Annotated in this window: 18 protein-coding genes; 5 read left to right on the plus strand and 13 right to left on the minus strand. The window is 64.3% G+C overall.

Going from position 1 to position 22,593, the window contains the following annotated elements:
- Nucleotide 1: 1 nt before the first annotated feature.
- From mnxG to mdcA, 10 genes are all read right to left on the minus strand, one after another.
- Entirely contained in the window at nucleotides 2–5,848 is a 5,847-nt protein-coding gene (gene mnxG / locus OZ911_RS15575) for a manganese-oxidizing multicopper oxidase MnxG (RefSeq protein ID WP_070087008.1), read from the minus strand.
- 283 nt (nucleotides 5,849–6,131) lie between these two features.
- Complete coding sequence (gene madM, locus OZ911_RS15580) at nucleotides 6,132–6,896, minus strand: malonate transporter subunit MadM (RefSeq protein WP_016487356.1); 765 nt, start codon at nucleotides 6,894–6,896, stop codon at nucleotides 6,132–6,134.
- Nucleotides 6,897–6,898: 2 nt separating this feature from the next.
- A complete protein-coding gene (madL, locus tag OZ911_RS15585) occupies nucleotides 6,899–7,321 on the minus strand; it encodes a malonate transporter subunit MadL (RefSeq protein ID WP_016487357.1) in 423 nt (140 codons plus the stop codon).
- 216 nt (nucleotides 7,322–7,537) lie between these two features.
- Complete coding sequence (gene mdcH / locus OZ911_RS15590; RefSeq protein WP_016487358.1) at nucleotides 7,538–8,458, minus strand: malonate decarboxylase subunit epsilon; 921 nt, start codon at nucleotides 8,456–8,458, stop codon at nucleotides 7,538–7,540.
- Nucleotides 8,455–9,069, minus strand: coding sequence for a malonate decarboxylase holo-ACP synthase (locus tag OZ911_RS15595; protein WP_024717553.1), 615 nt, complete (start codon nucleotides 9,067–9,069; stop codon nucleotides 8,455–8,457). Before OZ911_RS15595 ends, mdcH begins: the two co-directional genes overlap by 4 nt.
- A gap of 1 nt (nucleotide 9,070) precedes the next feature.
- Nucleotides 9,071–9,862 (minus strand): biotin-independent malonate decarboxylase subunit gamma, encoded by a 792-nt coding sequence (gene mdcE / locus OZ911_RS15600; protein ID WP_023049510.1) that lies wholly within the window; start codon nucleotides 9,860–9,862, stop codon nucleotides 9,071–9,073.
- Nucleotides 9,859–10,707, minus strand: coding sequence for a biotin-independent malonate decarboxylase subunit beta (locus tag OZ911_RS15605; protein ID WP_070086971.1), 849 nt, complete (start codon nucleotides 10,705–10,707; stop codon nucleotides 9,859–9,861). The genes mdcE and OZ911_RS15605 overlap by 4 nt, the downstream gene beginning before the upstream one ends.
- Nucleotides 10,700–10,999: a malonate decarboxylase subunit delta gene (locus tag OZ911_RS15610; RefSeq protein WP_016487362.1), complete on the minus strand. Its 300-nt coding sequence runs from the start codon at nucleotides 10,997–10,999 to the stop codon at nucleotides 10,700–10,702. Before OZ911_RS15610 ends, OZ911_RS15605 begins: the two co-directional genes overlap by 8 nt.
- A gap of 1 nt (nucleotide 11,000) precedes the next feature.
- Nucleotides 11,001–11,900 carry a triphosphoribosyl-dephospho-CoA synthase gene (locus OZ911_RS15615; RefSeq protein ID WP_060518145.1) on the minus strand — a complete coding sequence of 300 codons (900 nt, stop codon included), beginning with the start codon at nucleotides 11,898–11,900 and terminating at the stop codon, nucleotides 11,001–11,003.
- A complete protein-coding gene (gene mdcA, locus OZ911_RS15620; protein ID WP_016487364.1) occupies nucleotides 11,900–13,561 on the minus strand; it encodes a malonate decarboxylase subunit alpha in 1,662 nt (553 codons plus the stop codon). Before mdcA ends, OZ911_RS15615 begins: the two co-directional genes overlap by 1 nt.
- A 255-nt stretch (nucleotides 13,562–13,816) precedes the next feature.
- On the opposite strand from mdcA, the gene OZ911_RS15625 reads away from it, so the two are divergent.
- Both OZ911_RS15625 and OZ911_RS15630 read left to right on the plus strand, forming a co-directional pair.
- A complete protein-coding gene (locus OZ911_RS15625) occupies nucleotides 13,817–14,887 on the plus strand; it encodes an enoyl-CoA hydratase/isomerase family protein (RefSeq protein WP_060518146.1) in 1,071 nt (356 codons plus the stop codon).
- 16 nt (nucleotides 14,888–14,903) lie between these two features.
- Nucleotides 14,904–16,055 (plus strand): acyl-CoA dehydrogenase family protein, encoded by a 1,152-nt coding sequence (locus OZ911_RS15630; RefSeq protein WP_016487366.1) that lies wholly within the window; start codon nucleotides 14,904–14,906, stop codon nucleotides 16,053–16,055.
- 82 nt (nucleotides 16,056–16,137) lie between these two features.
- Here OZ911_RS15630 and OZ911_RS15635 read toward each other — a convergent pair whose 3' ends face one another.
- The gene (locus tag OZ911_RS15635) at nucleotides 16,138–17,070 is read right to left on the minus strand and encodes a LysR family transcriptional regulator (protein ID WP_023048678.1); all 933 of its coding nucleotides are present in this window, start codon (nucleotides 17,068–17,070) and stop codon (nucleotides 16,138–16,140) included.
- A 126-nt stretch (nucleotides 17,071–17,196) separates the two neighbouring features.
- Here OZ911_RS15635 and OZ911_RS15640 point away from each other — a divergent pair, with 126 nt between their 5' ends.
- Nucleotides 17,197–17,454, plus strand: coding sequence for a DUF2790 domain-containing protein (locus OZ911_RS15640; protein WP_023048679.1), 258 nt, complete (start codon nucleotides 17,197–17,199; stop codon nucleotides 17,452–17,454).
- Nucleotide 17,455: 1 nt separating this feature from the next.
- On the opposite strand, the gene OZ911_RS15645 is transcribed toward OZ911_RS15640, so the two are convergent.
- Nucleotides 17,456–18,148, minus strand: coding sequence for a tRNA (adenine(22)-N(1))-methyltransferase (locus tag OZ911_RS15645; protein ID WP_060518150.1), 693 nt, complete (start codon nucleotides 18,146–18,148; stop codon nucleotides 17,456–17,458).
- 136 nt (nucleotides 18,149–18,284) lie between these two features.
- On the opposite strand from OZ911_RS15645, the gene OZ911_RS15650 reads away from it, so the two are divergent.
- Both OZ911_RS15650 and OZ911_RS15655 read left to right on the plus strand, forming a co-directional pair.
- Nucleotides 18,285–18,665: a RidA family protein gene (locus OZ911_RS15650; RefSeq protein ID WP_016487370.1), complete on the plus strand. Its 381-nt coding sequence runs from the start codon at nucleotides 18,285–18,287 to the stop codon at nucleotides 18,663–18,665.
- 205 nt (nucleotides 18,666–18,870) lie between these two features.
- On the plus strand, nucleotides 18,871–20,871 hold the full coding sequence (locus tag OZ911_RS15655; RefSeq protein WP_016487371.1) for a peptidase U32 family protein: 2,001 nt from the start codon (nucleotides 18,871–18,873) through the stop codon (nucleotides 20,869–20,871).
- Between the two features lie 139 nt (nucleotides 20,872–21,010).
- On the opposite strand, the gene OZ911_RS15660 is transcribed toward OZ911_RS15655, so the two are convergent.
- Nucleotides 21,011–22,336 carry a sigma-54 dependent transcriptional regulator gene (locus OZ911_RS15660; protein WP_016487372.1) on the minus strand — a complete coding sequence of 442 codons (1,326 nt, stop codon included), beginning with the start codon at nucleotides 22,334–22,336 and terminating at the stop codon, nucleotides 21,011–21,013.
- Nucleotides 22,337–22,593 lie beyond the last annotated feature (257 nt).

A 22,593-nucleotide genomic window follows, 5' to 3' on the forward strand; every position in this document is an offset into this window, starting at 1 on the left:
GTCACTGCGCCGGGGCCGTTGCCGGCGGCGCTTCGTTGGTCACCCGCAAAATCCCCCACAACCCGGACAGGTTGCCGTAGGCGGCGTAGTCGCGGAACAGGTAGTCACCCGCCACCGCGTTGGCACCGCCGGCACTGGGCAGCATGAAGCTGAAGTGCGCCGCCGGCAGTACGCTCTCCTGGGCGCCGATGTACATGGCCATCGGGTTGTAGCCGAAACGCACCGAACCAATGCCTGGCAGGCTCATCGGGTAGCCGTCCAGGTCACTTTTCTCGGCCTGATAGTTGTGCAATGGCCACAGGTGCCCGTCCAGCTGGTAGACCATGCCGCGGCTGCCGCCACTGGGCATCACGATATGGTTGCGCACCGGTTGCCCAGGCTTGGCGTACAGCACCGGGGTCTGCGGGTCGCCACCCACCAGGGCGTTGGCGTAGGCCATATGGGCGTTGGGTACATCACCAAAACCCAGGCCATTGGCACGGCCGAACGGCGAATCGGGCGCCATGCCGAAGCGCAGCCACAAGGGTTCGGTCTTGTAGTTGACCGCCATGTTGCCGTTGTCTTGCGGGTCACCGGCAGCACCGTTGCCTTCGGTATTGATGCCTTCTACCGGACGACCATCGGCCCAGCGCATGTTCAGTGCGCGCTGCCACACGGTGACGAAGTCGCGGTAGTCCGGCTGGCCGCTGACCTTCACCGTGGCCTGGGCACGTGAAGCGGCGTCCTCGGTCCAGGTGGCGGTTTGCGGCAGAATGCTCATGGCACCCACCAGGCCTTTCTGCGGCTGTTTGATGAAGTCTGACGGGGTCAGGTTGAGGCCGCCGAACTCGATGGCAGTCGTGTTGATGTTGTCCACTGTGCGGCCTAGCTGCGACACGGGTTTGCCTTCACGCTCCAGGTGGCCGGCGTAGTACTGGTACACCTTGGTCGGGTAGGCGCCACTGGTGCCAGCACGTGGCGGTACGGTCTGCACCGGGTTCAGGCCTATGTTGGCGCCGTCGGACTTGGTGATGTCGTAAGCCAGCAACTGCGCATGCAGGCCCACGTGGCTCGACGGCCGCATCAGGTTGTTGGCAAAGGCTGTGGCACCTTCGCTGTCGAAGCGGTCACGCTTGACCACGTTGTGCATCACTGCCGTGCTCGGCAGGTCTGGCATCACCAGCGGCAGGCGGTTCTCCAGGGTGATGCTGATGCAGTCGCCGGCGTTGGCGCGCAGCACCAGAGGCTCTACCGGCACACCCGCCTTGAGCTTGCCGGTGGTGGCGTCGAGGTCAGCCTTGCGCACGTACAGGATCGCGGTCGGGTCATGCAGCGGTGCACTGTGACCACCGATGGTGAAGGGCTCCCCATCCTCGGGGTCTATACCACTCACCAGCGGGATGGCGGTTCTACGGCTATTGAACACCAAGGTGCCGCCGTTGGCCTTGAGCGCGCCACCGACATGTTGGCCGATACCCTCCACGTCATTGATGCTGACGCCATTACGGTTTTCGAGAATGTCATTGGCCAGCGCCGCAACGATCTCGTAGTTGCGCTTGACCGTGGTGCGGGTGCCGATGCCGTTGGGGTTGGCCGTGGTTTTCGGGCAGATGCCGTCAAAGTTCACGGTGTTGCGCATGGCCACCGGTTGCGGGTTGTTGGGCAGCGGGAACAGGTCGGGACGCTGCGCGGTGTAGTTGCGCATGATGCCCCAGATACCGTTCCAGTAGCCTTCCAGGGCGGCGTCCAGCGAGTACAGATAGTCGCCGTTGGTGGCGGCGGAACTGGAGATCATCGACACCGGTGCCATAAAGCCCATCTGCTCGGAGATACCAATCATCTGCGACGACTTCCAGCCCGAGTTTGAGCTATTACCGAAACCTGTGCCGTTCTGCAGCCACTTCACGCCATGCAGGGTGACGTTGTGCTCCTCCTCATGGCCACCGGCGTGCATCCGCAGGCGCACGTTGTCACCGGAGTAGGTGCGCAGCAGCGGGGTGAAAGGGTCGCCCGGCTCGGCGCCAGCCTTGTTGATGTGCGGCGGGAACAGCGTGGTGCCGCCGGTAGGACCCACGGCCGAAGTTATCGCCGAGGGTGACAGGTTCATCGCCGGGATGGCGCGGTCGGTGCGGGTTTGCATGGCATAGCTGAGGTCGCCGGCCAGGCCGTCGGCCTGCATGCCACGCTTGCCGTCCGGGCCAACCTTGTTCGGGTCGAACACGCGCAGGGCCAGTGGCTCGTTGCGATAGTTGACGACGAACATGCCAGGGTCATCCACCGAGATCGCCTGCGGACATGGCCGGCTTGGGCAGCCAGGGTTGATACCGCCACGTTCCTCGACAATGGCCTCCAGCAGGTTCGATGCCTTGCCGCGCACTGGCGGGTTGATTGCGTAGCGGAAGCTGTCGGCGGTGGCCGGGTACGACTGGGCACTGGGCACGCCGTCCGGCCCTGCGCCTACGTAAACCCCGGCTTCATAGGCATGCTGGAAGTCGCTGTATTCCAGGAAGAACTCTCGGTAGCTGTCGTTCTTGCCATCGCCATCGTGGTCGCCAGTCTGGATTACCGCCTGCCATGACGTCGGGCCTCCGTCCTGGCGGGTGGCCGGGTTGTACAGCTGCTCGCCGGTTTCGGCGTGATACCAGGTGGACCCGGCCGGTTCGGCCAGCACGGTGGCATACAGGCCCAGTTGCTGGTGGGTCGATGGGCCAAGGTGGTCGTGGGTGAAGATGGTGCCCAGGCCACGGTCGATGTTATGCACGTTCACCAGCGGGTCTGCGAACCAGCGCTGCATGGCCGTGCGTGCGCCCAGCCAGTCAGCCCGGCCGAAGCGGCCGAAGTACGGATGCTGTCTGGCTTTCGGACAGGCAGCGGTATCGTCGCGGCTATCGCCCTCGGTGCAGCCGTTGTATGCACGAATAGCCTGCACCCGCTCGACCACGCTGCCGGGCGAAAGAATGCCGTCTTCATAGTTCCAGCCATTGGCCGAGCCGTCGGCAGCGGTCAGGTCCCACTTCGGCAAGTGGATGTGCTGGCCGATCACATCGGTCGGGGTGCGCACCTGGTAGTCGTCCATCTCGTAGATGTTCGGGATCAGGTTGGTGTGCTGGTACATGGTGCAGTCGAAGGTGTTCATGCGCATCACCAGTGGCTCTGGCGGGCGCTGCTTGGTGATCACTGGCCAGGCGTCTTCCCACAAGGCGATGATGCGAGCCTGCGGGAAGTGGTAGCCGACCTTGTTGTACACCGCATCGAACTGGATGTTGGCACCTTTGTAGATACGTGGACGGTCGGCGGTAAAGGCGGAAGCGCCACGGAAGTTGACGCCGGTCAGGCTCTCGCCGCTAACGAACTCACCCGCACCGGAGGATTGAGTGAGGCGCTTGCCGCGGTCATCCATGCACGGTTCGTAGAACGGCGCGCCGGCAGTCGGCAAGGCGCCATTGGTGCGAAACGCCTTGGGCACCGGCTGGCTACCAGGGATCAGGGCATAGCTGGGGTGCTCGGCCATGGCGTGGAATTGCATGGCCGCCTGTTCGACATCGGTGCCCTCTTCTGGCAGGTAGATGGCTTTGGCCTTGTGCACGACCTTGGTGAAGTCCAGCTTGGTGGTGGTGGTTTGCGCTTCGCCACCGGCGGATACACCGTCCAGTGCATGGCGGCCAAGGCCGCCGTTCCAGCCATCGACCTGGTTCGCATCCAGGTTGGCCCACAGGGCTTTGCCGCTGTCTTTCAACTGCCGGGCCAGGGCTGGGTCGAGCATGTCCAGCGGCGGGGTCGGCGGGCGGTTGCCGACGCTGCTTTCAATGCCGCCGATCCAGAACGGGTAGCCTGGGTTTTTCAGGGTGCCGTCGGCGTTGCGGTTGGCCTCGGTACGGTCGACCAGCGCCAGCGAGCCCACAGCCTTGCGTACAGCCCCCTGGCTGGCGTGGTCGTCATCGCCCTCTTCTTCGGTGTCGTCATCCTCGGTGGCGGCAACCAGCGCTTCAGAGAGCTTCGGCACGACCACGACCTTGCCGGGCATCGGTGCCATGGCCTTGCCGGGCAACGGTACGATGGCCGGAATTGGCGTGCCGGCGATGATCTCGCCGTCTGGCAGCGCACGGGCCCCCACGGCCGGCTTGCCGCTGCGCAGGGCGAACGGCGTGCTGTGGAAGCCGTTCTCGCCCTGCCCGCTCACCTCAAGGCGGGTGCCCTCTTCGAACACGTCGTGTACGCGCCACATGGCCCACATGCCTTGGGCGAAGTGCGGGTAGAAGTGGCAATGGTAGATGGCATCACCGGCCACCCGGTTGCGGTTCCCCGATCCGCCATTGGCGATTTCGTAGGTGTAGCCGACGCCAGCGCCGATACCCTGGGCATCGATATAGTCGGAATTGTCGTCATTGGGGTTGAATAGCCACTGGTGGCCATGCAAGTGGAAGATGTGCTGTTCGTGGCCGTTGTGGGTGTTGCGGAACTTGGTGAAGTCACCGATATAGCTATGGTGCACGTTGGCCGGCTCTGAGGGATAAAGGGCCATGCTGGCCTTGACCCCGACAGCGCTGGCCGGGGGGACTTCACCCGGGCGGATGTGCTCCAGGCCGACGTTGGCCGGCACATCCACCAGGGTGCCGATGTCACCGACGGTGTGAGCGCTCAGGAAGAACTCTTCGTAAGCGCACGACAGGCAGTCGTGCATCGGGCCTACCCCCAGGCGGTTGGCAACCACTTCGGCACCCATGCCACCGGAACCGTAGTTGATCATGAATGAATCGCGTGTCGGCTCCAGCACATGGCCCATCACCGGGTCAGCCCAGTAGCCGGGGAACGCCTGGGTACCGGCGACCTCGTCGGCGAACTGCGAGGCGAAATCACGGAACGCCTCCAGCCGGTTGGGCAACGCCGGGTTGCGCTTGCCGATGCTTTCCAGTGGGTAGGTCGACTTGGGGAAGCTGCCGTCAGGGTTGGGGCCCATGACGATGGCATCGGTTTCGCTGTTGATGATCTCGTTGCCATTAACCATGGCAATGATCGGTTTGCCAGCCTTGCCCTCGGTGATCCAAGGCTCTGCCTGGGGGTAGCGGGCTTCATAGTCGATCACTGGCTGGCCGGTGGCAGTGCGGCCGGTCGTGGCCAGGCGCATTTCTTCTTCGGTGAGGGTGTTGCGGTAGGTGCGGCCCAACTTGGGTACCACCACCACCTGACCGAACAGGCCATTGGCAACATTGCCTGCCGTGCCTTCGCCGCCGAACGTGGCCGCCTTGCTGGTAGCGGCAAATGCCCCTTCGCGCTCGGCATACAAGGTATAGCTGCGGGTGCTGCCGGGGCTGGCGAAGAAATTGCCGTTGCGCCCGGTATAGGCGGAGATGTCGGCGATACTGTTGACCGCCTGCATGCCGTTGACCTGGAAGCCGACCATGCGCTCGGCGACCTGTTCGTCGGCTACAACGCCTTCACCGCCTTGGTTTTCAACCTCCGGCCCCTCCTCCTCACCCTCGGGCTCTTCGGCCTCGATGCCGTGCTTGTTGGGGTTGGCCTGGTAAGCCAGCAGGTTGGTCAGGTTGACTGTGAGGCAGTCACCGGCTGCTACCCGCAGCACAATCGGCCGCGGGCGCTTGTCGGGGCGCAGGGTGACCTTGCCCGGCACTGCGGCGCCACCCTTGCTGAGGGGGACCTGTTTGTCGTCCACCACATCTTCGCGCAGGGCGAACATCATGCCGTTGGCGTTTTGTGCGCCAAGGCGGTTGAACATCAGTGGCTGGTCCAGTGCCACCACGTTGGCGACCAAGGTGCGCTGGCACTGCACGGCCGCCTCGCTGGTCGCTTCCCAGCCTAACAGGGCCAGAACGAGTGATGACAGAAGGGGGCCTTTGCGTGGCGTCGACATGCTACACCTCCGGGGCACGGGAACTCTGTGGAGGGGTGGAGCAAGGTGTATGCCAGAAGGATATTTTTATTATTTATCAGTGGTTTGCACGATCAATCGAAACAAATTGGGGAGGATCCCCCGGCGGTTTTCCCCGATTTGGGGGCAACGGGTTGCATGACTTGAAGGCGATGCAATCACTGTGGGAGCGGCCATGGCCACGAACACCGGCGAAGCCGGTGCCATGCACCGAGTCGCCTGCTTCGCGGGCACGCCCGCTCCCACAGAAAGGAAGGGTACGACGTCAGCCGACCAGACCACGTACGCAGAAATACAGAATCGACGGCCCCATCAGGCACCCCAACCCGGTATGGAAGGTGGCGGTCAATGCGCCATACGGCACCAGCCGCCGGTCCGTCGCCGCCAGCCCGGCCGTCACCCCCGACACGGTTCCGGCCAACCCGCCGAACACCATCGCCGAGCGCGGGTTGTCGAGCGCCAGCAGGCGCGCCGACACCGGGGTGAACACCATCACCAGGATCGCCTTGATCAGCCCGGTGGCAATCGACAAAGCCATCACGTCCGAGCTGGCACCCAGCGCCGCCCCGGTCACCGGGCCGACGATATAGGTCACGGCACCTGCGCCGATGGTGGTCATGCTCACCGCATCGCGGTAGCCGAAGGCGTAGGCGACTGCCGCGCCAACAATGAATGGCAGCACCGTGCCCAGCAGCAGCGCCACCAAGCCAATCATCCCGGCTTTGCGCGCTTCGGTGGCCTGCACCTCGAAGGCCGTCGCAACAATGGCGAAGTCACGCAGCATGGCCCCGCCCATCAGGCCGATGCCGGAGAACAGCGCCATGTCGGCCAGGCCTTTTTGCCCGCCCGTCACGGTGCCACCGACCCAGGCCAGCACCAGGCCGATGACGATGGCGATAGCCGAGCCGTGCACCCGGCCGAAGGTGAGGTATTTCGACAGCACAACCGACAACCACATGATTGCGCCCACCGCAGCAAAGGCGGTGACCAGGCCGTTGTGTTCCAAGGCATTTTCAATAATCGGCCACATGTTCAACGACCTCCTGCAGGGGTAACCTGCGCGCGGGTTTCAGGGGCGGGTTCAAGCGCGGGCAAAGGCTCGCCGCGGTGGCTGCGGCTGATCAAGGCGATGGTCGCGCCGCACACCAGCACCGCGCCCACTGCCGCCAGCAGCGCCACCGGCCCGCCGTGCAGGGCGGTGACCACGTTCTGCTGGGCCGCCATGGCCACCACTACCGGGATGTACATGGCACCCCAGAAGCCGACACCGAACTCGCATTCCTTGCTCATGCCGCCATTGCGGTGCATGTACAGCCGCGCGCAGATCAGCAGGATCATGGCGATGCCCACCCCGCCCACATTGGATTTGACGCCCAGCAGCACGCCCAGGAAGTCGCCGACAATGACGCCAGCAAGCGTGCAGACCGCCAGCAGTGCCACACCATAGATGATCATTATTGTTGTCCTCAGGTTGTGTCGAAGTTGCTTGTTGTTGTTCTTCGTAAACACACACTTATGCGGCGTTCGCGGTCTTTGTGGGAGCGGCCTTGTGTCGCGACAGGGGTGCGCAGCGCCCCCAGGGATCTTCGCTTCACTTCAGAATTGCCGGGGCCGCTCTGCGGCCCAATCGCGACGCAAGGCCGCTCCCACAGGGATTGCGTTAGCCAGCCATCATCGCCGGTCAGCCACCTCCTGGCGCAGCAGCGCATCCAGGGTGTCCCAACGGGTGCCTTCCACGGCCACTACCCTGCCCTGTTCGAACACGGCCCGGGCCAGCCCGCTCAGCACGCTGCCGGGCGGTATTTCCAGGTGCAGTCGCACGCCACGCTCAAAGGCGTTGCGCAACGTGGCACGCCAGTCGACCACCCTTGCCATGTTGCCCGCCAGGTCGTCGCGCAGGCGCTGCGGGTCGAACACCGGGCGCGCGCTGCTGCCGCTGAGGTAGGTGATGCGTGGGCGGTGCAACTCGACCGAGGCGAAGGCACTGGCCAGTTCCGCTGCCGGGCCATCAAGCAGCGGGCAATGCGAAGGCACGCTGACCGCAAGGCGCCGGGCGACGCCTTGGCCAAGACGACGCGCACGGGCTGCGACCGCAGCCATCGCCGAATCGCTACCGGCGATGACAATCTGGTTTTCACTGTTGAGGTTTGCGACATGCACCTCACCGCCGGCATCCACCAGCAAACGCTCGACAGTGGCCAAGTCCATGCCATTGAGTGCAGTCATGCCGTAGCCTTGCGGATAGGCACACTGCATCAACCGGCCACGCAGGGCGACCAGGCGCACGGCATCGGCAAAACCCAGGGCGCCCGCCGTGACAGCTGCGGGATAAGCGCCAATCGACAAGCCCGCCACATAATCCGGCGCAGGGCTGCGCTGCATCAGCCAACGTGCCCAGGCCACGCCACTCAGCAGCAGGCACAGCTGAACCGCCCGGGTAGACTGCAGCGCTTGCGGGCTGTCCAGCGCCTGCGCAGCTTCGCCAAGGGTATCGCTGGCCTCCTCCAGCAGCTGCCCGGCGCCCTCTGGCAGATGCTGCAGCATCCCCACCTGCTGAGCCCCCTGGCCAGGGAAGGCGAACAGGCTGCTCATGCGGCACGCTCCATCACTGCCCAAGGCTCGCTGACCAAGCGCGGGCCATGCGGCGACTTGAGCAGCACGCGGCGGGCAAAACCGGCCCATTCGCGCAAGGCAATGGCGCCTGCCGGGGTTTCCAGTTGCACATCGATACGGCACGGCGCGCAGTCGAGGATATCCTGCAGCTCCCGCGCCTGAGCGCGGGCCAGTGGTTGCGGGGTACGCAGCAGCAGGTCCAGGTCACTGTCGGCGTGTACCACTTCAACGCCGGTCGCAATCTGATACCCCACCCCGCCCGTCGGCCCCCATTCCAGGCCGCTGGCCTGCAATACCGGGGCGACCGAGGCCAGTGCCTGTAGCGCAGGCCATGGGCTTTGTACGTTCACACGCAGCACTTCGGGGCCTTGCCGACGCTGGATATCGGCCAGGCGCATCAACACACCCAACCGCTGTGCCCGGCCCACACCACGCACCCCAACCGCCACCCAGCCATCCTCACAGGTGGCGCGGCGCACCACCACCGGCCGGCCGCTTGCCAGCACGTCCTGCGCCCACTGCGGCGCATCGGCGGGCAAGCCCGACACGGGCATCCCCCACAGCAGGTCGTGCGGCCTTGGCGCGCTCATCTCAAGCGCCCTGCCACTGGCGGCGCAGCTGTTCGCGTACCAGGCGCGAAGCGCTGCGGTTTTCCCCCGCCAGCCGTGACGACAGGTCGGTCGAGCTGCCAATATCGTGCACCGCCTCTGCCAGGCAGGCACGCACCTGGGCAATGTCGGCGCGGCTCGGTGCCTCGGCGTTGTCCACTGTCAGGCGGCGCCACAGCAGGCCCAGCGAGGCGTAGCTGGCCAGGTCGTAGGCCATGGGGGGCACTTCGGCGGCCAGAGCCTCAAGTTGCTCGACGCTTCGCAGGGTAATCCGCGCCGCAGCCGCCTTGCCCATGGCATGCACCATGACCCCGGCATCGTCCAGGGCGATCAGGCGCTGGGCTTGGTAACCGTGGGCAAGAAAGGCACCGGACATGGCCTTGCCGACCAGCAGACCGATTACCGGGTGCCCGGCCAACCGCGCCTGGGCGTAGGCCTGCACGGCCCCGGCCAGTGCCTGGTGAATGCCCAACGCCTCCTCGCGGCGGCCGTAGGCCTGGCTGAGCACGTCGACCACCGCGACAATGGCCCGCTTCTGGCCATTGCGGTCAGCTTCCACCGCCTCGCTCACCGCCTTGGCCAGGCCCCAACCTTCCAGCAGGCCGACCTCGCCCGAGCGGGCACGGGGGAATGGGTTGTCGGCATCGGGTACCACGGCGATGAAGCGCGCCAGGCGGTTGTCCAGTTCGCCGTCGATCACCCGCAGCGACGCAGGGTAGCCCGGCAAGGCTTGCCCGCCGGCCAGGCCCGGCAGCCAGTTCAAGGCACGGTTCATTGGGCTTCTCCTTGATAAAGGGCGCGCACGGCGGCGGCATCCAGTTGTGGGCAGTTTTCGCCCAGCCGGGCCAGCCGGTCGAGGAACCAGGCGTGCTGGCTGGCGCGGTCTTTGGAGGGTGCATCGAGCAGTTGCAACAAGCGATCGCGCAGTGCATCGATATCATCGGCCACATAGCCGTCCACCAACCCGCTGGCGTAGCGTTGCTCGCCACCCGTCAGGCTCCAGATGAAGGGGCGGTCCTTGGCATCGTATTCGCCGATGCCGGCTTCCTGCTCGATCACCTGCGGGCCGTTGAGGCCCAGGCGCGCTTCGCGGGTCACCAGCAGGTGGCTGCACAGGCCTGCGGCGATGGACATGCCGCCAAAGCAACCTACCGAACCTGCAATCAGGCCGATCACCGGCTGCAAGGCCCGCAGCTCGACAATCGCCGCCTGGATCTCGGCAATCGCCGCCAGGCCCAGGTTGGCCTCTTGCAGGCGAACGCCACCGGTTTCCAGCAGCAACACAGCGCAGGTGGGAGTACCGTTGCGAGTGTCTTCGATGGCCAGCTCCAAGGCGCCGGCGATTTTTGCACCACCCACCTCGCCCATGCTGCCCCCCTGGAAGCCACCTTCAATGGCAGCGACTACGGCATGGCGCCCGTTCAGCCGGCCTTTGGCGATAACCACGCCATCATCGGCCTGAGGCACGATGCCCTGTCGCGGCAGCCACGGCGACATCAGCCGATCGAACGGACCCAGCAGTTCACGGAAGCTGCCCGGGTCGAGCACGGCGCGGGCGCGCTGTCGGGCGCCCAGTTCGACAAAGCTGCGGCTGCGCAGCAAACGTTCGGTGTCAGTCATGGGCAATCTCCTCGAAGCCTTGCTCAAGGCGCAAGCGCACCACGCCTGGCGTGGCGCCGAAATCGTGGATGTCGATGTTCACGGCCGGCCAGGTACGGCCCTCGAACAGGCGCTGGAGCAGTTGCGCCCAGCGGGCGCCGCTGCCGTTGACCGAGGTCATCACCTGGATGTGCAGGCTGCCGGCAGTGCCGGGCTCGATCAGCACCTCGAGGTCGCCGGAGCTGACGCAGCCCACCAGCGTGCGGCCACGGCCAGGTTCGGCGGCGGGGAATTGAAAATTCAGGGTTTCCATTTCACAGGCTCCCGGCTTTGTCGAGGAACAGGCAGGCGGCCAGCAAATCGGCGGCGCCGCCCGGTGAGGCGTTCAGGTGCAGCAGTTGCTGGTCCAGCCCGCGCAGGTGCCGGCGCCCTGCCAAGGTGGCGCTGCCGCCCTCGGCAAGTACGGCGCGGGCACCTTGCTGGACGGCAGCCAGCCCGGCCGGGCCGCTGCGCCAGAGCACACAGGTGTCGCTGAGCACGGCCATGATTGCCAGTAACGCATCAAGCCGGGCATGCGACTCGCTGGCCCCGGCAGCGCGGCTACGTTGCAGTTGTGGCAGGCCGTAGCCGACCACGGCGGGGAAGCCTTGCTGTGCCTGTTCTCGGGCACCGCCGGTGCCGTAGCGGTGGCGTACCTGCGAGCCGTGGCTGTCCTGGCGCGGCATGGCCGGGTCGTCGAACAGCGCGATGCGCCCGGCACGGGCGGCCAGCGTGCAGGCGTCTGCCTGGGTATCGAGGGCCGTGGACGCCACCAGCAGGCCCAGTGCCCAGATGGCGCCGCGGTGGGTGTTTACCCCGTGGGTGGCGGCAAGCATCGCGGCCTCGCCTTCGCGGCCGAGCTGGCCCAGTGCGGCGCGCAGAGGTTGACCAACCTGGCCGATGGACTGGGCGGCTTCGGCCATGTTGCGCAGGCATGGCCACAAGGCCAGGGCCGAAGCGTGCATCAAGGTCAGGGTCATGTCTTTGTGGGCGCCGTTGCTGCGGCGGTCGACCAGCCCGGGTTTGGGGGACAGGTCGGCTTCGTCGATCAGGGCTTCAACGGCCAGGTCGGCGAGGTGGTCGGCCAGGGGAATTTCGGTTGCCTGGGCTGGCCTCTTCGCCGGTGAACCCGCTCCCACAGGAACCTGGGGGAGTGCGAGAATGAGTGCTTTCATCACCAGCTCCTGAACCGTGCAGGCGGGTTGTAGAGGCCGCCGGACCACTCGACCAGCTCGGCAATGCTGCGGGCGGCCAGCAGCTCGCGGCTGGCGTCGGTGCGGCGAATGCCCAAGTCTTCGGGCAAGGCGATCAGGCCTTGCTGGCGCATGCGCAGGGTGTCTTTCGGATCGTGGCGCAGGCCGATGGCGGTAACCCCTGCCACGGCGGCGATCATCTGCTGGCGTTCTTCCAGGCTGCGGGCCTTGTACAGGTAGGCAATGCCCTCCTCGGTCAGCAGGTGGGTGACGTCATCGCCGTAGATCATCACCGGCGCCAACGGCATGCCGGCCTTCTTGGCGACTTCCACGGCATCGAGGGTTTCCACGAAGGTGGGCTTGCCGCCTTCCTGGTAGGTTTCGACCATTTGCACCACCAGCTTGCGGCCGCGCTCCAGCAGGGTTTCCGGCACGGTCATGTCGAGCCAGGCCGGGGTCGCGTGGCGCCGGCCACGCGGGTCGTGGCCCATATTCGGCGCACCGCCAAAACCGGCCAGGCGGCCGCGGGTCACGGTCGAGGAATGGCCATCGCCATCCACTTGCAAAGTGGCGCCGATGAACAGGTCGACAGCGTATTGCCCCGCCAGCTGGCACATCATGCGGTTGGAACGCAGCGAACCATCGCGGCCGGTGAAGAACACGTCCGGGCGCTGGGCGATGTAATCCTCCATGCCCAGCTCGGTGCCGAAGCAGTGCACGCTTTGCACCCAACCGGTCTCGATGGCCGGGATCAGGGTCGGGTGAGGGTTGAGCGTCCAGTTGCGGCAGATCTTGCCCTTCAGGCCCAGAGACTCGCCGTAGGTGGGCAAGATCAGCTCGATGGCGGCGGTATTGAAGCCGATGCCGTGGTTCAGCGACTGCACCTGGTGTTTTTCGTAAATGCCGCGTATGGCCATCATCGCCATGAGCACATGCACCGGCTTGATGTGGCGCGGGTCTCGGGTAAACAGCGGCTCGATGTAGAAAGGCTGGTCGGCCACCACCACAAAGTCGACCCAGGACGCCGGTATGTCGACCCGTGGCAAGTCATCGACGCGGTCCACCAGCTGGTTGACCTGGGCGATGACAATGCCGTCGCTGAAGGCAGCAGGCTCTACCAGTGCGGGGGTATCTTCGGTGCTGGGGCCGGTGTACAGGTTGCCGTCACGGTCGGCCATGAAACCGGCCACCAGGGTGACATTGGGGATCAGGTCGACCAGCAGCCGCGAGTACAGTTCGATATAGGTGTGGATGGCACCGACTTCGAGCAGGCCATCTTCCAGCAACTGGCCGATGCGCAGGCTCTGCGGGCCGGCGAAGGAAAAGTCGAGCTTGCGGGCAATGCCGCGTTCGAACAGGTCAAGGTGCTCGGCGCGGCTGACGCTGGGCATGATCATGTGCAGGTCGTGCAGGCGCCCGGGGTCGACTTTGGCCAGCGAGCGCGACAGGAAGTCGGCCTGCTTCTGATTGTTGCCTTCCAGCACCACCCGGTCGCCGGGGGCCAGCAACAGTTCGAGGGCTTCGACGATACGTTCGGTGGGCAGCACCACGCCGTCGGCAAGGTGGCGGACCCGATCGAGGCGGCGCTGCTTTTCGGCGCGCCGCCGCGACCATTGCGGCGGTGGATTCTGAGTTATTGTCATGGTGACTCCACAGGTTCGCTGTCGTGGACATCACCTTAGGGCTGTGCTGCCCGGCGGATCAATCAAGCTGCCGGTGTGTTCATTACGGTAAGGTTAATGAACTGCCCTGCTAGAGGACTCACCCACGGCAAAAATGCACGATACCCCTGCATAATTGTCGATTGTGCAGGGCAAATTCGCATGACAGGATCCTGCGATCCTCCAGCGAACTCCAGACTTCACTTGGAAAATCAATAACAAAGCAGGGAGAACGCAATGACTGCGCACGCTCAAACCTTGGCAACCGAGCCTGTACTGGCCGAAGTCCGCAACCAGGTTGGCCACCTGACCCTGAACCGCCCCGCCGGCTTGAATGCCCTCACCCTGGACATGGTTCGTAGCCTGCGCCAGCACCTGGATCAGTGGGCCGAAGACCCGCACGTGCGCGCCGTGGTGCTGCGCGGCGAGGGGCCCAAAGGCTTCTGTGCCGGTGGTGACATCCGCTCGCTGCACGACAGTTTCAAAGCGGGCGACACGCTGCATGAAACCTTCTTTGTCGAGGAATACGCCCTCGACCTGCTCATCCACCGCTACCGCAAGCCCGTGTTGGTACTGATGGACGGCTTCACCCTCGGCGGCGGCATGGGCCTGGCCCAGGGCTGCGACCTGCGCGTGGTCACCGAGCGCAGCCGGCTGGGCATGCCCGAAGTGGGCATCGGCTACTTCCCCGATGTCGGCGGCAGCTACTTCCTGTCGCGCATCCCCGGCGAGCTGGGGATTTACCTGGGCGTCAGCGGCACCCAGATCCAGGCGGCCGACGCCCTTTACTGCGGCCTGGCCGACTGGTACCTGGCCAGTGACCAGCTTGCCGCCCTCGACCAGGGCCTGGAGCAACTGAGCTTTGGCGACAACCCGCTCAAGGACCTGCAGAACCTGCTGGCCAGGCTCGGCACCCAGGTTTTGAGTGATGCACCCCTGGAAAAGCTGCGTCCGGTCATCGATCACTTCTTCTCCCTGCCCACCCTGCAAGCCATCGTCGAGCAACTGCGTGCGGTCAGCATCAGCGACAGCCATGCCTGGGCCGTGGCCGCCGCCGACCAGCTGGAAAGCCGCTCTCCGCTGGCCATGGCGGTTACTCTGGAGATGTTGCGCCGCGGTCGCCAGCTAGGGCTGGAAGACTGCTTTGCCATGGAGCTGCACCTGGACCGCCAGTGGTTCCAGCATGGCGACATCATCGAAGGCGTGCGCGCCCTGATCATCGACAAGGACAAACAGCCTCGCTGGAACCCGCCGACCCTGGCCGCGCTGCAGCAGCAGCGGGTGGACCAATTCTTCGAAGGCCTGTGAGCCCGGGAGTACACAGATGCAAGACCTTGAACTGAGCGAAGAACAGATCATGATCCGCGACATGGCCCGGGATTTTGCCCGCGGCGAGATCGCCCCACACGCCCAGGCCTGGGAAAAGGCCGGCTGGATCGATGACGGCGTGGTGCGCAAGATGGGCGACCTGGGCCTGCTGGGCATGGTGGTACCAGAGGACTTCGGCGGCAGCTACACCGACTACGTCGCCTACGCCCTGGCCGTGGAAGAAATCGCCGCAGGCTGCGGCGCCACCGGGGCGATGATGAGCATTCACAACTCGGTAGGCTGCGGCCCTCTGCTGGCCTACGGTACTGCCGAGCAACAACAGCAATGGCTGCCACGCCTGGCCAGCGGCGAGGTGATTGGCTGCTTCTGCCTGACAGAGCCCCAGGCCGGCTCCGAGGCGCACAACCTGCGCACCCGCGCCGAACGGGTCGATGGCGAGTGGGTAATCAATGGTGCCAAACAATTCGTCAGCAATGCACGCCGCGCCGGCTTGGCCATCGTCTTCGCGGTGACCGACCCGGAGCTGGGCAAGAAGGGCCTCTCGGCGTTCCTGGTGCCCACCGACAACCCGGGCTTCAAGGTCGACCGCAGCGAGCACAAGATGGGCATCCGCGCCTCCGACACCTGCGCGGTCACCTTCGACAATTGCCGCATCCCCGCAGCCAACATCCTTGGCGAGCGTGGCAAGGGCCTGGCCATCGCCCTGTCCAACCTTGAAGGCGGCCGTATCGGCATCGCCGCCCAGGCGTTAGGCATTGCCCGTGCAGCCTTCGAGGCGGCGCTGGTCTACTCGCGCGACCGAGTGCAATTTGGCAAACCGATCAACGAACACCAAAGCATCGCCAACCTGCTGGCCGACATGCAGGTACAGGTAAACGCCGCACGTTTGCTGATCCTGCATGCCGCCCGCCTGCGCAGCGCCGGCAAACCGTGCCTGTCGGAGGCATCACAGGCCAAGCTGTTCGCTTCGGAAATGGCCGAGCGGGTGTGTTCGATGGCGATCCAGGTGCATGGCGGGTATGGCTACCTGGAAGATTACCCGGTGGAACGCTATTACCGCGATGCGCGGATTACCCAGATCTATGAGGGGTCGAGCGAGATCCAGCGCATGCTGATTGCACGCGAGCTGAAGCACTACCCCCTGTAGTACGGCGGTCCCCATCTGTGGGAGCGGCCTTGCGGCCCAATCGCGGCACAAGGCCGCTCCCACAAGTAAGCGGATCTGCGTTTCAACGCCAGTACCGCGAATCATCCACCACCTGCGCATGCCCCTCGAACAACGCTGGCAACTGCTCCTTGAGGTAATCGATCCAGGTCCGCACCTTGGCATCCAGATAATGCCGTGACGGGTACATCGCATACAGCGCGCTCTCGCGCAGGCGGTACGGCGCCAGCAGCCTGCACAACCGCCCTTGCTCGATCGCCTGGCTGGCCGTATAGAACGGTAGCAGGCCAATGCCCATGCCCAATTCACTGGCCACCAGCATGGCATCGGCAACGTTGGTGGAGAAGTTGTCACTCGGTGTGATCACACACTGGTCCACACCCTGGGGGAATACCCAGTCACCTTCATACATGGGATACGCCATGCGCAGGCAGCGGTGCCCATGCAGGTCCTCGGGGCGCTCAGGCACCCCATGCCGCTCCAGATAGCTGGGTGCTGCACAGGGAATACTGAAAATATTGCCGAGCGGGACGGCAATCAGCTGTGAGTCCGGCAGCGCGCCGTCCACGGTGATGACCACGTCATGCCCTTCGGCCAGCGGGTCAGGGTTGCGCTGCGACAGCGTCAGCTCGATCACCACCTCCGGGCACAGTGCGTTGTAGCCGGCCACCAGCGGCATCAGCAGCAGCCCCAGGCCGTGCGGGCAATGCAAACGCAAATGGCCGCGAGGCGTGAGGTGCGCACCGCGGGCCTCACCCACCGCCTCTTCGGTCAGCAGCATGATTTGCCGCGCGCGCTCCAGAAACCGCTCGCCCGCCTCGCTCATGCGCAGCCGCCGGGTGGTGCGGTGCAACAGGCGGGTCTGCAGCTGGTTTTCCAGCTCGGCGACGATACGCGAAACCTGCGCTGCTGAAATATCCAACGCATTGGCGGCTGCAGCGAAGCTGCCACATTCCACCACCCTGGCGAAGGTACGCATGGCATGCAGCATGTCCATGAAAGTGTGCTCCTTGTTCAGTCTTATTCTTGCGTTACAGGCAGGAATCTATCACGGAACAGCCCATTTATTGTGAATGACCAATGAATACATCATTAGTCATACATTCAAGAAAAGGAACCTGTCATGAAACGTTCGATCGCTGTCCTTGCTGTTGCTGCCTTCGCCTCGTTTGGTGCCCTTGCTGATGCAGGCAGTACAAAGGCAGCCAGCAGCACGTATGAGTACGGCATGCCGCTGGACGTGGCCAAGGTCATCTCCATCACCCCCGCCAGCAACGCCGCCGACTGCCAGGTCGGCACTGCGCACATGGTGTATGTCGACCACCAGGGCCAGAAGCGCGAAATCGACTACCGCGAAATGGGCAACTGCTCGCAGCAGTGAGTCAGGCCAGGACCTGGGTGATCCAGCCCACCTGCTGATTGAAGTCGTCGATTTTCGCCTGAGGCACCGCATCGCGAGCCCGCTGGAAATTGGCCAGGGTCTGCTGCTTTTGCCGCAGCATGCGCCGCCACTTGACCAGAAACGCCTCGCTTTTCTCCTGCATCAACACTGGGCCGAAGTACAGCTGTTCAGGGCTATATTCCACCCTGCCTGGCTCGGCGACGATGATCTCGTAATCGAAGCGGTTTTCCCGCAGCAGCTCTTCGTTGACGATGTGGTAACCGTTATCCGCCAGCCACTGGCGCAGCTCACGCTCACCGCCATTGGGCTGCAGTACCAGGCGCGTGATGCCACCAAGGCGCTGCTTGCCGGCCTCGAGGATCTCGCACATGGTGTCGCCGCCCATGCCGCAGATGCTGACCACCGAGATGTGGTCTTGCGGCTCGACCGCTGCCAGCCCATCCGCCAGGCGCACGGTGACCCGGTCTTGCAGGCCGTTTCTGCGCACGTTGCGTTGGGCCGAGGCGAACGGCGTCTGCGCCACCTCACCCGCTACAGCGGCCTCGAGTACGCCGCGCAGCATCAATGCCACCGGCAGGTAACCGTGGTCCGAGCCGATATCGGCCAAGCGCGCGCCCTGCGGCACATGTGCGGCCACGCGCTCCAGGCGCCTGGACAAAGTCTGTTCGTTCAAAGTGTGCCCCTGGCTTTGCAATGGGCGCGATTCTGACGGCGAACGTCGCGCATTTCAAACACCGGGGTGCCCTCGACCGGGTGCGCCTGCTCGCGTAGGCTTGCCGTTTTCCTTCCGTAGCAAGGCAAAACACACCATGGCACATGCAGACATCATCTACACCCCGGACCCGGACGCCGAGTCGATTTCGTCCGACGTCGCCGAATTCAACGGCGTACTGGTCACCACCCAGATCCCGACCCACGCCGACGGCAGCCTGGAGCTGGGCGGCATCGTCGAGCAAAGCGAATGCACCCTGCAGGCGTTGAAAGTGGCGCTGGAAAAGGCTGGCAGCGGCATGGACCGCGTGCTGCACCTGACCATCTACCTGACCGACATGGCCGACCGTGCCGCGTTCAACGAGGTGTACCAGCGCTTCTTCAGCAAGCCATGGCCGGTACGTGCGGCCGTGGGTGTGGCGTCGCTGGCATTTGACGGCATGCGCGTAGAAGTCACGGCGATGGCTGCCAAGCGCTGAGCTACCTGCAAGGGCCCTATCGCCGGCAAGCCAGCGCCCACCTCGACCGCATCGGCCTCAAGCCCTATGCAACTCATGTGGGCGCTGGCTTGCCGGCGATAGGGCCGGTAACAGCAATACACCTCTCGGCACCCCGATGATGCCGCCAGCCCGTTTCACCGCTACAATGCCCGCCTAAACCGTGGCAGCCCGAAAATATAACGATATGTCCCTTCCAAAGAATCACCTGGAACTGCTCAGCCCTGCCCGTGATGTGGCCATCGCCCGTGAAGCGATCCTGCACGGCGCTGACGCCATCTACATCGGCGGCCCAAGCTTTGGCGCGCGCCATAACGCCTGCAACGAGGTCAGCGAGATCGCCGAACTGGTCGAGTTCGCCCGTCGCTACCATGCGCGCGTGTTCACCACCATCAACACCATCCTCCACGACAACGAGCTGGAACCTGCGCGCAAGCTGATCCATCAGCTGTACGACGCCGGCGTCGACGCGCTGATCGTGCAGGACTTGGGTGTAATGGAGCTGGACATCCCGCCGATTGAGCTTCACGCCAGTACCCAGACCGACATCCGTACCCTGGAACGGGCCAAGTTCCTCGACCAGGCCGGTTTCTCCCAGCTGGTACTGGCCCGTGAGCTGAACCTGCAGCAAATCCGCACCATCGCCGCCGAAACCGATGCCGCCATCGAGTTTTTCATCCACGGTGCCCTGTGCGTGGCCTTCTCCGGCCAGTGCAACATCTCCCACGCGCAGACTGGCCGAAGCGCCAACCGTGGCGACTGTTCGCAAGCCTGCCGCCTGCCCTACACCCTGAAGGATGACCAGGGTCGCGTGGTTGCGTTCGAGAAGCACCTGCTGTCGATGAAGGACAACAACCAGACGGCCAACCTGGCCGACCTGGTCGATGCCGGCGTGCGCTCGTTCAAGATCGAGGGCCGCTACAAGGACATGGGCTATGTGAAGAACATCACCGCCCACTACCGCAAAGAGCTCGACGCCATTCTCGAAGGCCGCCCGGAATATGCCCGTGCGTCCAGCGGCCGGACCGAGCACTTCTTCGTGCCCGACCCGGACAAGACCTTCCACCGCGGCAGCACCGACTATTTCGTGACCGACCGCAAAGTCGATATCGGCGCCTTCGACTCGCCCACCTTCACCGGCCTGCCGGTGGGTGTGGTGGAAAAGGTCGGCAAGCGTGACATGCAAGTGGTCACCGAGGTGCCACTGACCAACGGCGACGGCCTGAACGTGCTGGTCAAACGTGAAGTGGTGGGTTTCCGCGCCAACATCGCCGAACCACGTGGCGAATTCGAGGAAGACGGCCAAAAGCGCTACCGCTACCGCGTTGAGCCAAACGAAATGCCCGAAGGCCTGCACAAGCTGCGGCCCAACCACCCGCTGTCGCGCAACCTTGACCACAACTGGCAGCAGGCCCTGCAACGCACCTCTTCCGAGCGCCGGGTTAGCGTGCAATGGCATGCTGTGCTGCGCGAGCAGCGCTTGATGCTCACCCTCAGCAGCGAGGAAGGCGTCAGCGTGCAGGTGGCCCTGGACGGGCCGTTCGGCACGGCCAACAAGCCGCAGCAGGCACTGGACCAGTTGCACGACCTGCTCGGCCAGCTGGGGACCACGATGTACCACGCCAGCAGCATCGAGCTGGACGCGCCGCAGGCCTACTTCATCCCCAACTCGCAGCTCAAGGCCCTGCGCCGTGAAGCCATCGAGGCGCTGACCGAAGCGCGTATCAAGGCGCACCCGCGTGGCGGGCGCAAGGCCGAGACCTCGCCGCCACCGGTGTACCCCGAGTCGCACCTGTCGTTCCTGGCCAACGTGTACAACCAGAAGGCGCGCGACTTCTACCACCGCCACGGCGTGCAGCTGATCGACGCTGCCTACGAGGCCCACGAAGAACACGGTGAAGTGCCGGTGATGATCACCAAGCACTGCCTGCGCTTCTCCTTCAACCTGTGCCCCAAGCAGGCCAAGGGCGTGACCGGTGTGCGCACCAAGGTAGCGCCGATGCAGCTGATTCAGGGTGACGAAGTGCTGACCCTGAAGTTCGACTGCAAACCGTGCGAAATGCATGTGGTCGGCAAGATGAAAAGCCACATCATCGACCTGCCAACCCCGGGCAGTGCGGTGGCTCAGGTAGTGGGGCACATCAGCCCGGAAGACCTGCTGAAGACCATCGTGCGCGCGCCACACTGATTTTCAGGCAGTGGTCAGTGTGGGAGCGGGCTTGTCCCGCGAAGCCAGCGACGCGGTTCATGGCACCGGCGTTGCCGGTGTTCGCGGGGCAAGTCCGCTCCCACGGCGGTGTGTCGCAGACCATTGTTTCGTGGCTCATTCAGCGTATCTGATGCTTGTGCAGCAGGCGGTAGAAGGTCGGCCGGGAGATCCCCAGCACCTTGGCCGCTACGCTCATGTTATCGCTGTGCCGGTTAAGCACATCGCACAAGGCCTGGCGCTCGGCGCGCTGCTTGTATTCCTCTAGCGTGCCCAGCGGCTGCTGCCCTTGGTCCAACGTCTGCAGGCCCAGGTCCTGCGCCTCGATCTGCCGGCCTTCGGCCAGGACCAGGCCGCGTCGCACCCGGTTGGCCAACTCGCGTACATTGCCCGGCCAGTCATGCCGGCCCATGGCCGCCAGGGCATGGTCGCTGAATGAACGCGGCCGGCGCCCGGTTTCCAGGCTGTAGAAATGGGCAAAATGGCTGGCTAGCATCGACAAGTCACCATGCCGGTCACGCAGCGGCGCCGTCACCACCTGCAGCACGTTCAAGCGGTAATACAGGTCTTCGCGAAAACGCCCCTGCTCGATGGCTCTTTCAAGGTCTACGTGGGTGGCGGCCAAGACCCGTGCATCCACCGGAATCGGCTGGCTGCCGCCCACCCGCTCGATGTGCTTTTCTTGCAGAAAACGCAGCAGATTGGCCTGCAACTCCAGCGGCAAGTCACCAATCTCATCCAGGAACAACGTGCCACCGTGGGCTGCTTCAATGCGCCCGGTCTTGCGCTGATGGGCACCCGTGAAAGCGCCCTTCTCATGACCGAACAATTCTGACTGGATGAGGTGCTCGGGGATTGCCCCGCAGTTGATGGCGACGAACGGTTGGTCGCTGCGCTGCGACTGCCGATGCAGGGTGCGCGCCACCAGTTCCTTGCCCGTGCCGCTTTCACCACGGATAAGCACGGGCGACTCGGTGGGCGCCAGCTTGCCCAACAGCTTGCGCAACTCGCGGATCGGCCGGCTTTCGCCGAGCAGTTCGTGGGTCGCCTCGTCCACTCTGGCAGCCCCTTTGCCACGTAGCCGCGCCATGCCGAATGCCCTGCCCAGGGTGACCTGAACCCGGGACTCATCGAATGGCAAGGTATGAAAGTCGAAAAACCATTCGCAAACAAAATCGCCGACGGCCGGCATGCGTAATTGTTCGGCACTGAGCACCGCGATCCACTCGGTGTTACTGCGCTTGATCATGTCCTTGACCGCGTCCGGGTGCCGCAGGTGCGAAGCCTGCAATCGCAATAACCCTACATCACAAGGATGATCCAGCGCGGCAGCGAGCATGCAACTGTCCACATCCCAGCCTGCGTTACGCAGCCCAGGCAACAGCTGGTGGCAGTCGTCGCACGGGTCGACGATGAGCAAACGACGTTGAGCGGCAAGCTGTTGCATAACCGATCCTTGGCGCCAGTTTTTGGTTTTATGAAGTAAAACAGCAAGTTGTGGCGCTCGCTTAACAGTAGCAACGAAGTTGACAGTGCCCACTACCGTCTGTCTGTTGACGCATTTTTTTACAATGTCCCACGGGAATTTTCGCACTTTAACGACATCCCATGGCGGCGCAGGCAATAACGGATTCAAGCCTGACAAAAAATTTTACACCTAATGTGTGACTTGCCCCCAGAGGACGAGCATCAGTACACATAACC

The sequence above is a fragment of the Pseudomonas fortuita genome (assembly GCF_026898135.2).
Taxonomy (GTDB): Bacteria; Pseudomonadota; Gammaproteobacteria; order Pseudomonadales; family Pseudomonadaceae; genus Aquipseudomonas; species Aquipseudomonas fortuita.

What these genes read in the sequence shown, in the direction of transcription:
- mdcH (WP_016487358.1), bottom strand. Translation starts at nt 8,458, where the DNA reads ATGAGCAGCCTGTTCGCCTTCCCTGGCCAGGGGGCTCAGCAGGTGGGG.
- OZ911_RS15650 (WP_016487370.1), top strand. Translation starts at nt 18,285, where the DNA reads ATGGCACATGCAGACATCATCTACACCCCGGACCCGGACGCCGAGTCG.
- OZ911_RS15625 (WP_060518146.1), top strand. Translation starts at nt 13,817, where the DNA reads ATGACTGCGCACGCTCAAACCTTGGCAACCGAGCCTGTACTGGCCGAA.
- madL (WP_016487357.1), bottom strand. Translation starts at nt 7,321, where the DNA reads ATGATCATCTATGGTGTGGCACTGCTGGCGGTCTGCACGCTTGCTGGC.
- OZ911_RS15640 (WP_023048679.1), top strand. Translation starts at nt 17,197, where the DNA reads ATGAAACGTTCGATCGCTGTCCTTGCTGTTGCTGCCTTCGCCTCGTTT.
- OZ911_RS15660 (WP_016487372.1), bottom strand. Translation starts at nt 22,336, where the DNA reads ATGCAACAGCTTGCCGCTCAACGTCGTTTGCTCATCGTCGACCCGTGC.
- OZ911_RS15605 (WP_070086971.1), bottom strand. Translation starts at nt 10,707, where the DNA reads ATGACTGACACCGAACGTTTGCTGCGCAGCCGCAGCTTTGTCGAACTG.
- OZ911_RS15635 (WP_023048678.1), bottom strand. Translation starts at nt 17,070, where the DNA reads ATGGACATGCTGCATGCCATGCGTACCTTCGCCAGGGTGGTGGAATGT.
- OZ911_RS15595 (WP_024717553.1), bottom strand. Translation starts at nt 9,069, where the DNA reads ATGAGCGCGCCAAGGCCGCACGACCTGCTGTGGGGGATGCCCGTGTCG.
- mnxG (WP_070087008.1), bottom strand. Translation starts at nt 5,848, where the DNA reads ATGTCGACGCCACGCAAAGGCCCCCTTCTGTCATCACTCGTTCTGGCC.
- OZ911_RS15630 (WP_016487366.1), top strand. Translation starts at nt 14,904, where the DNA reads ATGCAAGACCTTGAACTGAGCGAAGAACAGATCATGATCCGCGACATG.
- OZ911_RS15655 (WP_016487371.1), top strand. Translation starts at nt 18,871, where the DNA reads ATGTCCCTTCCAAAGAATCACCTGGAACTGCTCAGCCCTGCCCGTGAT.
- mdcA (WP_016487364.1), bottom strand. Translation starts at nt 13,561, where the DNA reads ATGACAATAACTCAGAATCCACCGCCGCAATGGTCGCGGCGGCGCGCC.
- OZ911_RS15615 (WP_060518145.1), bottom strand. Translation starts at nt 11,900, where the DNA reads ATGAAAGCACTCATTCTCGCACTCCCCCAGGTTCCTGTGGGAGCGGGT.
- madM (WP_016487356.1), bottom strand. Translation starts at nt 6,896, where the DNA reads ATGTGGCCGATTATTGAAAATGCCTTGGAACACAACGGCCTGGTCACC.
- mdcE (WP_023049510.1), bottom strand. Translation starts at nt 9,862, where the DNA reads ATGAACCGTGCCTTGAACTGGCTGCCGGGCCTGGCCGGCGGGCAAGCC.
- OZ911_RS15610 (WP_016487362.1), bottom strand. Translation starts at nt 10,999, where the DNA reads ATGGAAACCCTGAATTTTCAATTCCCCGCCGCCGAACCTGGCCGTGGC.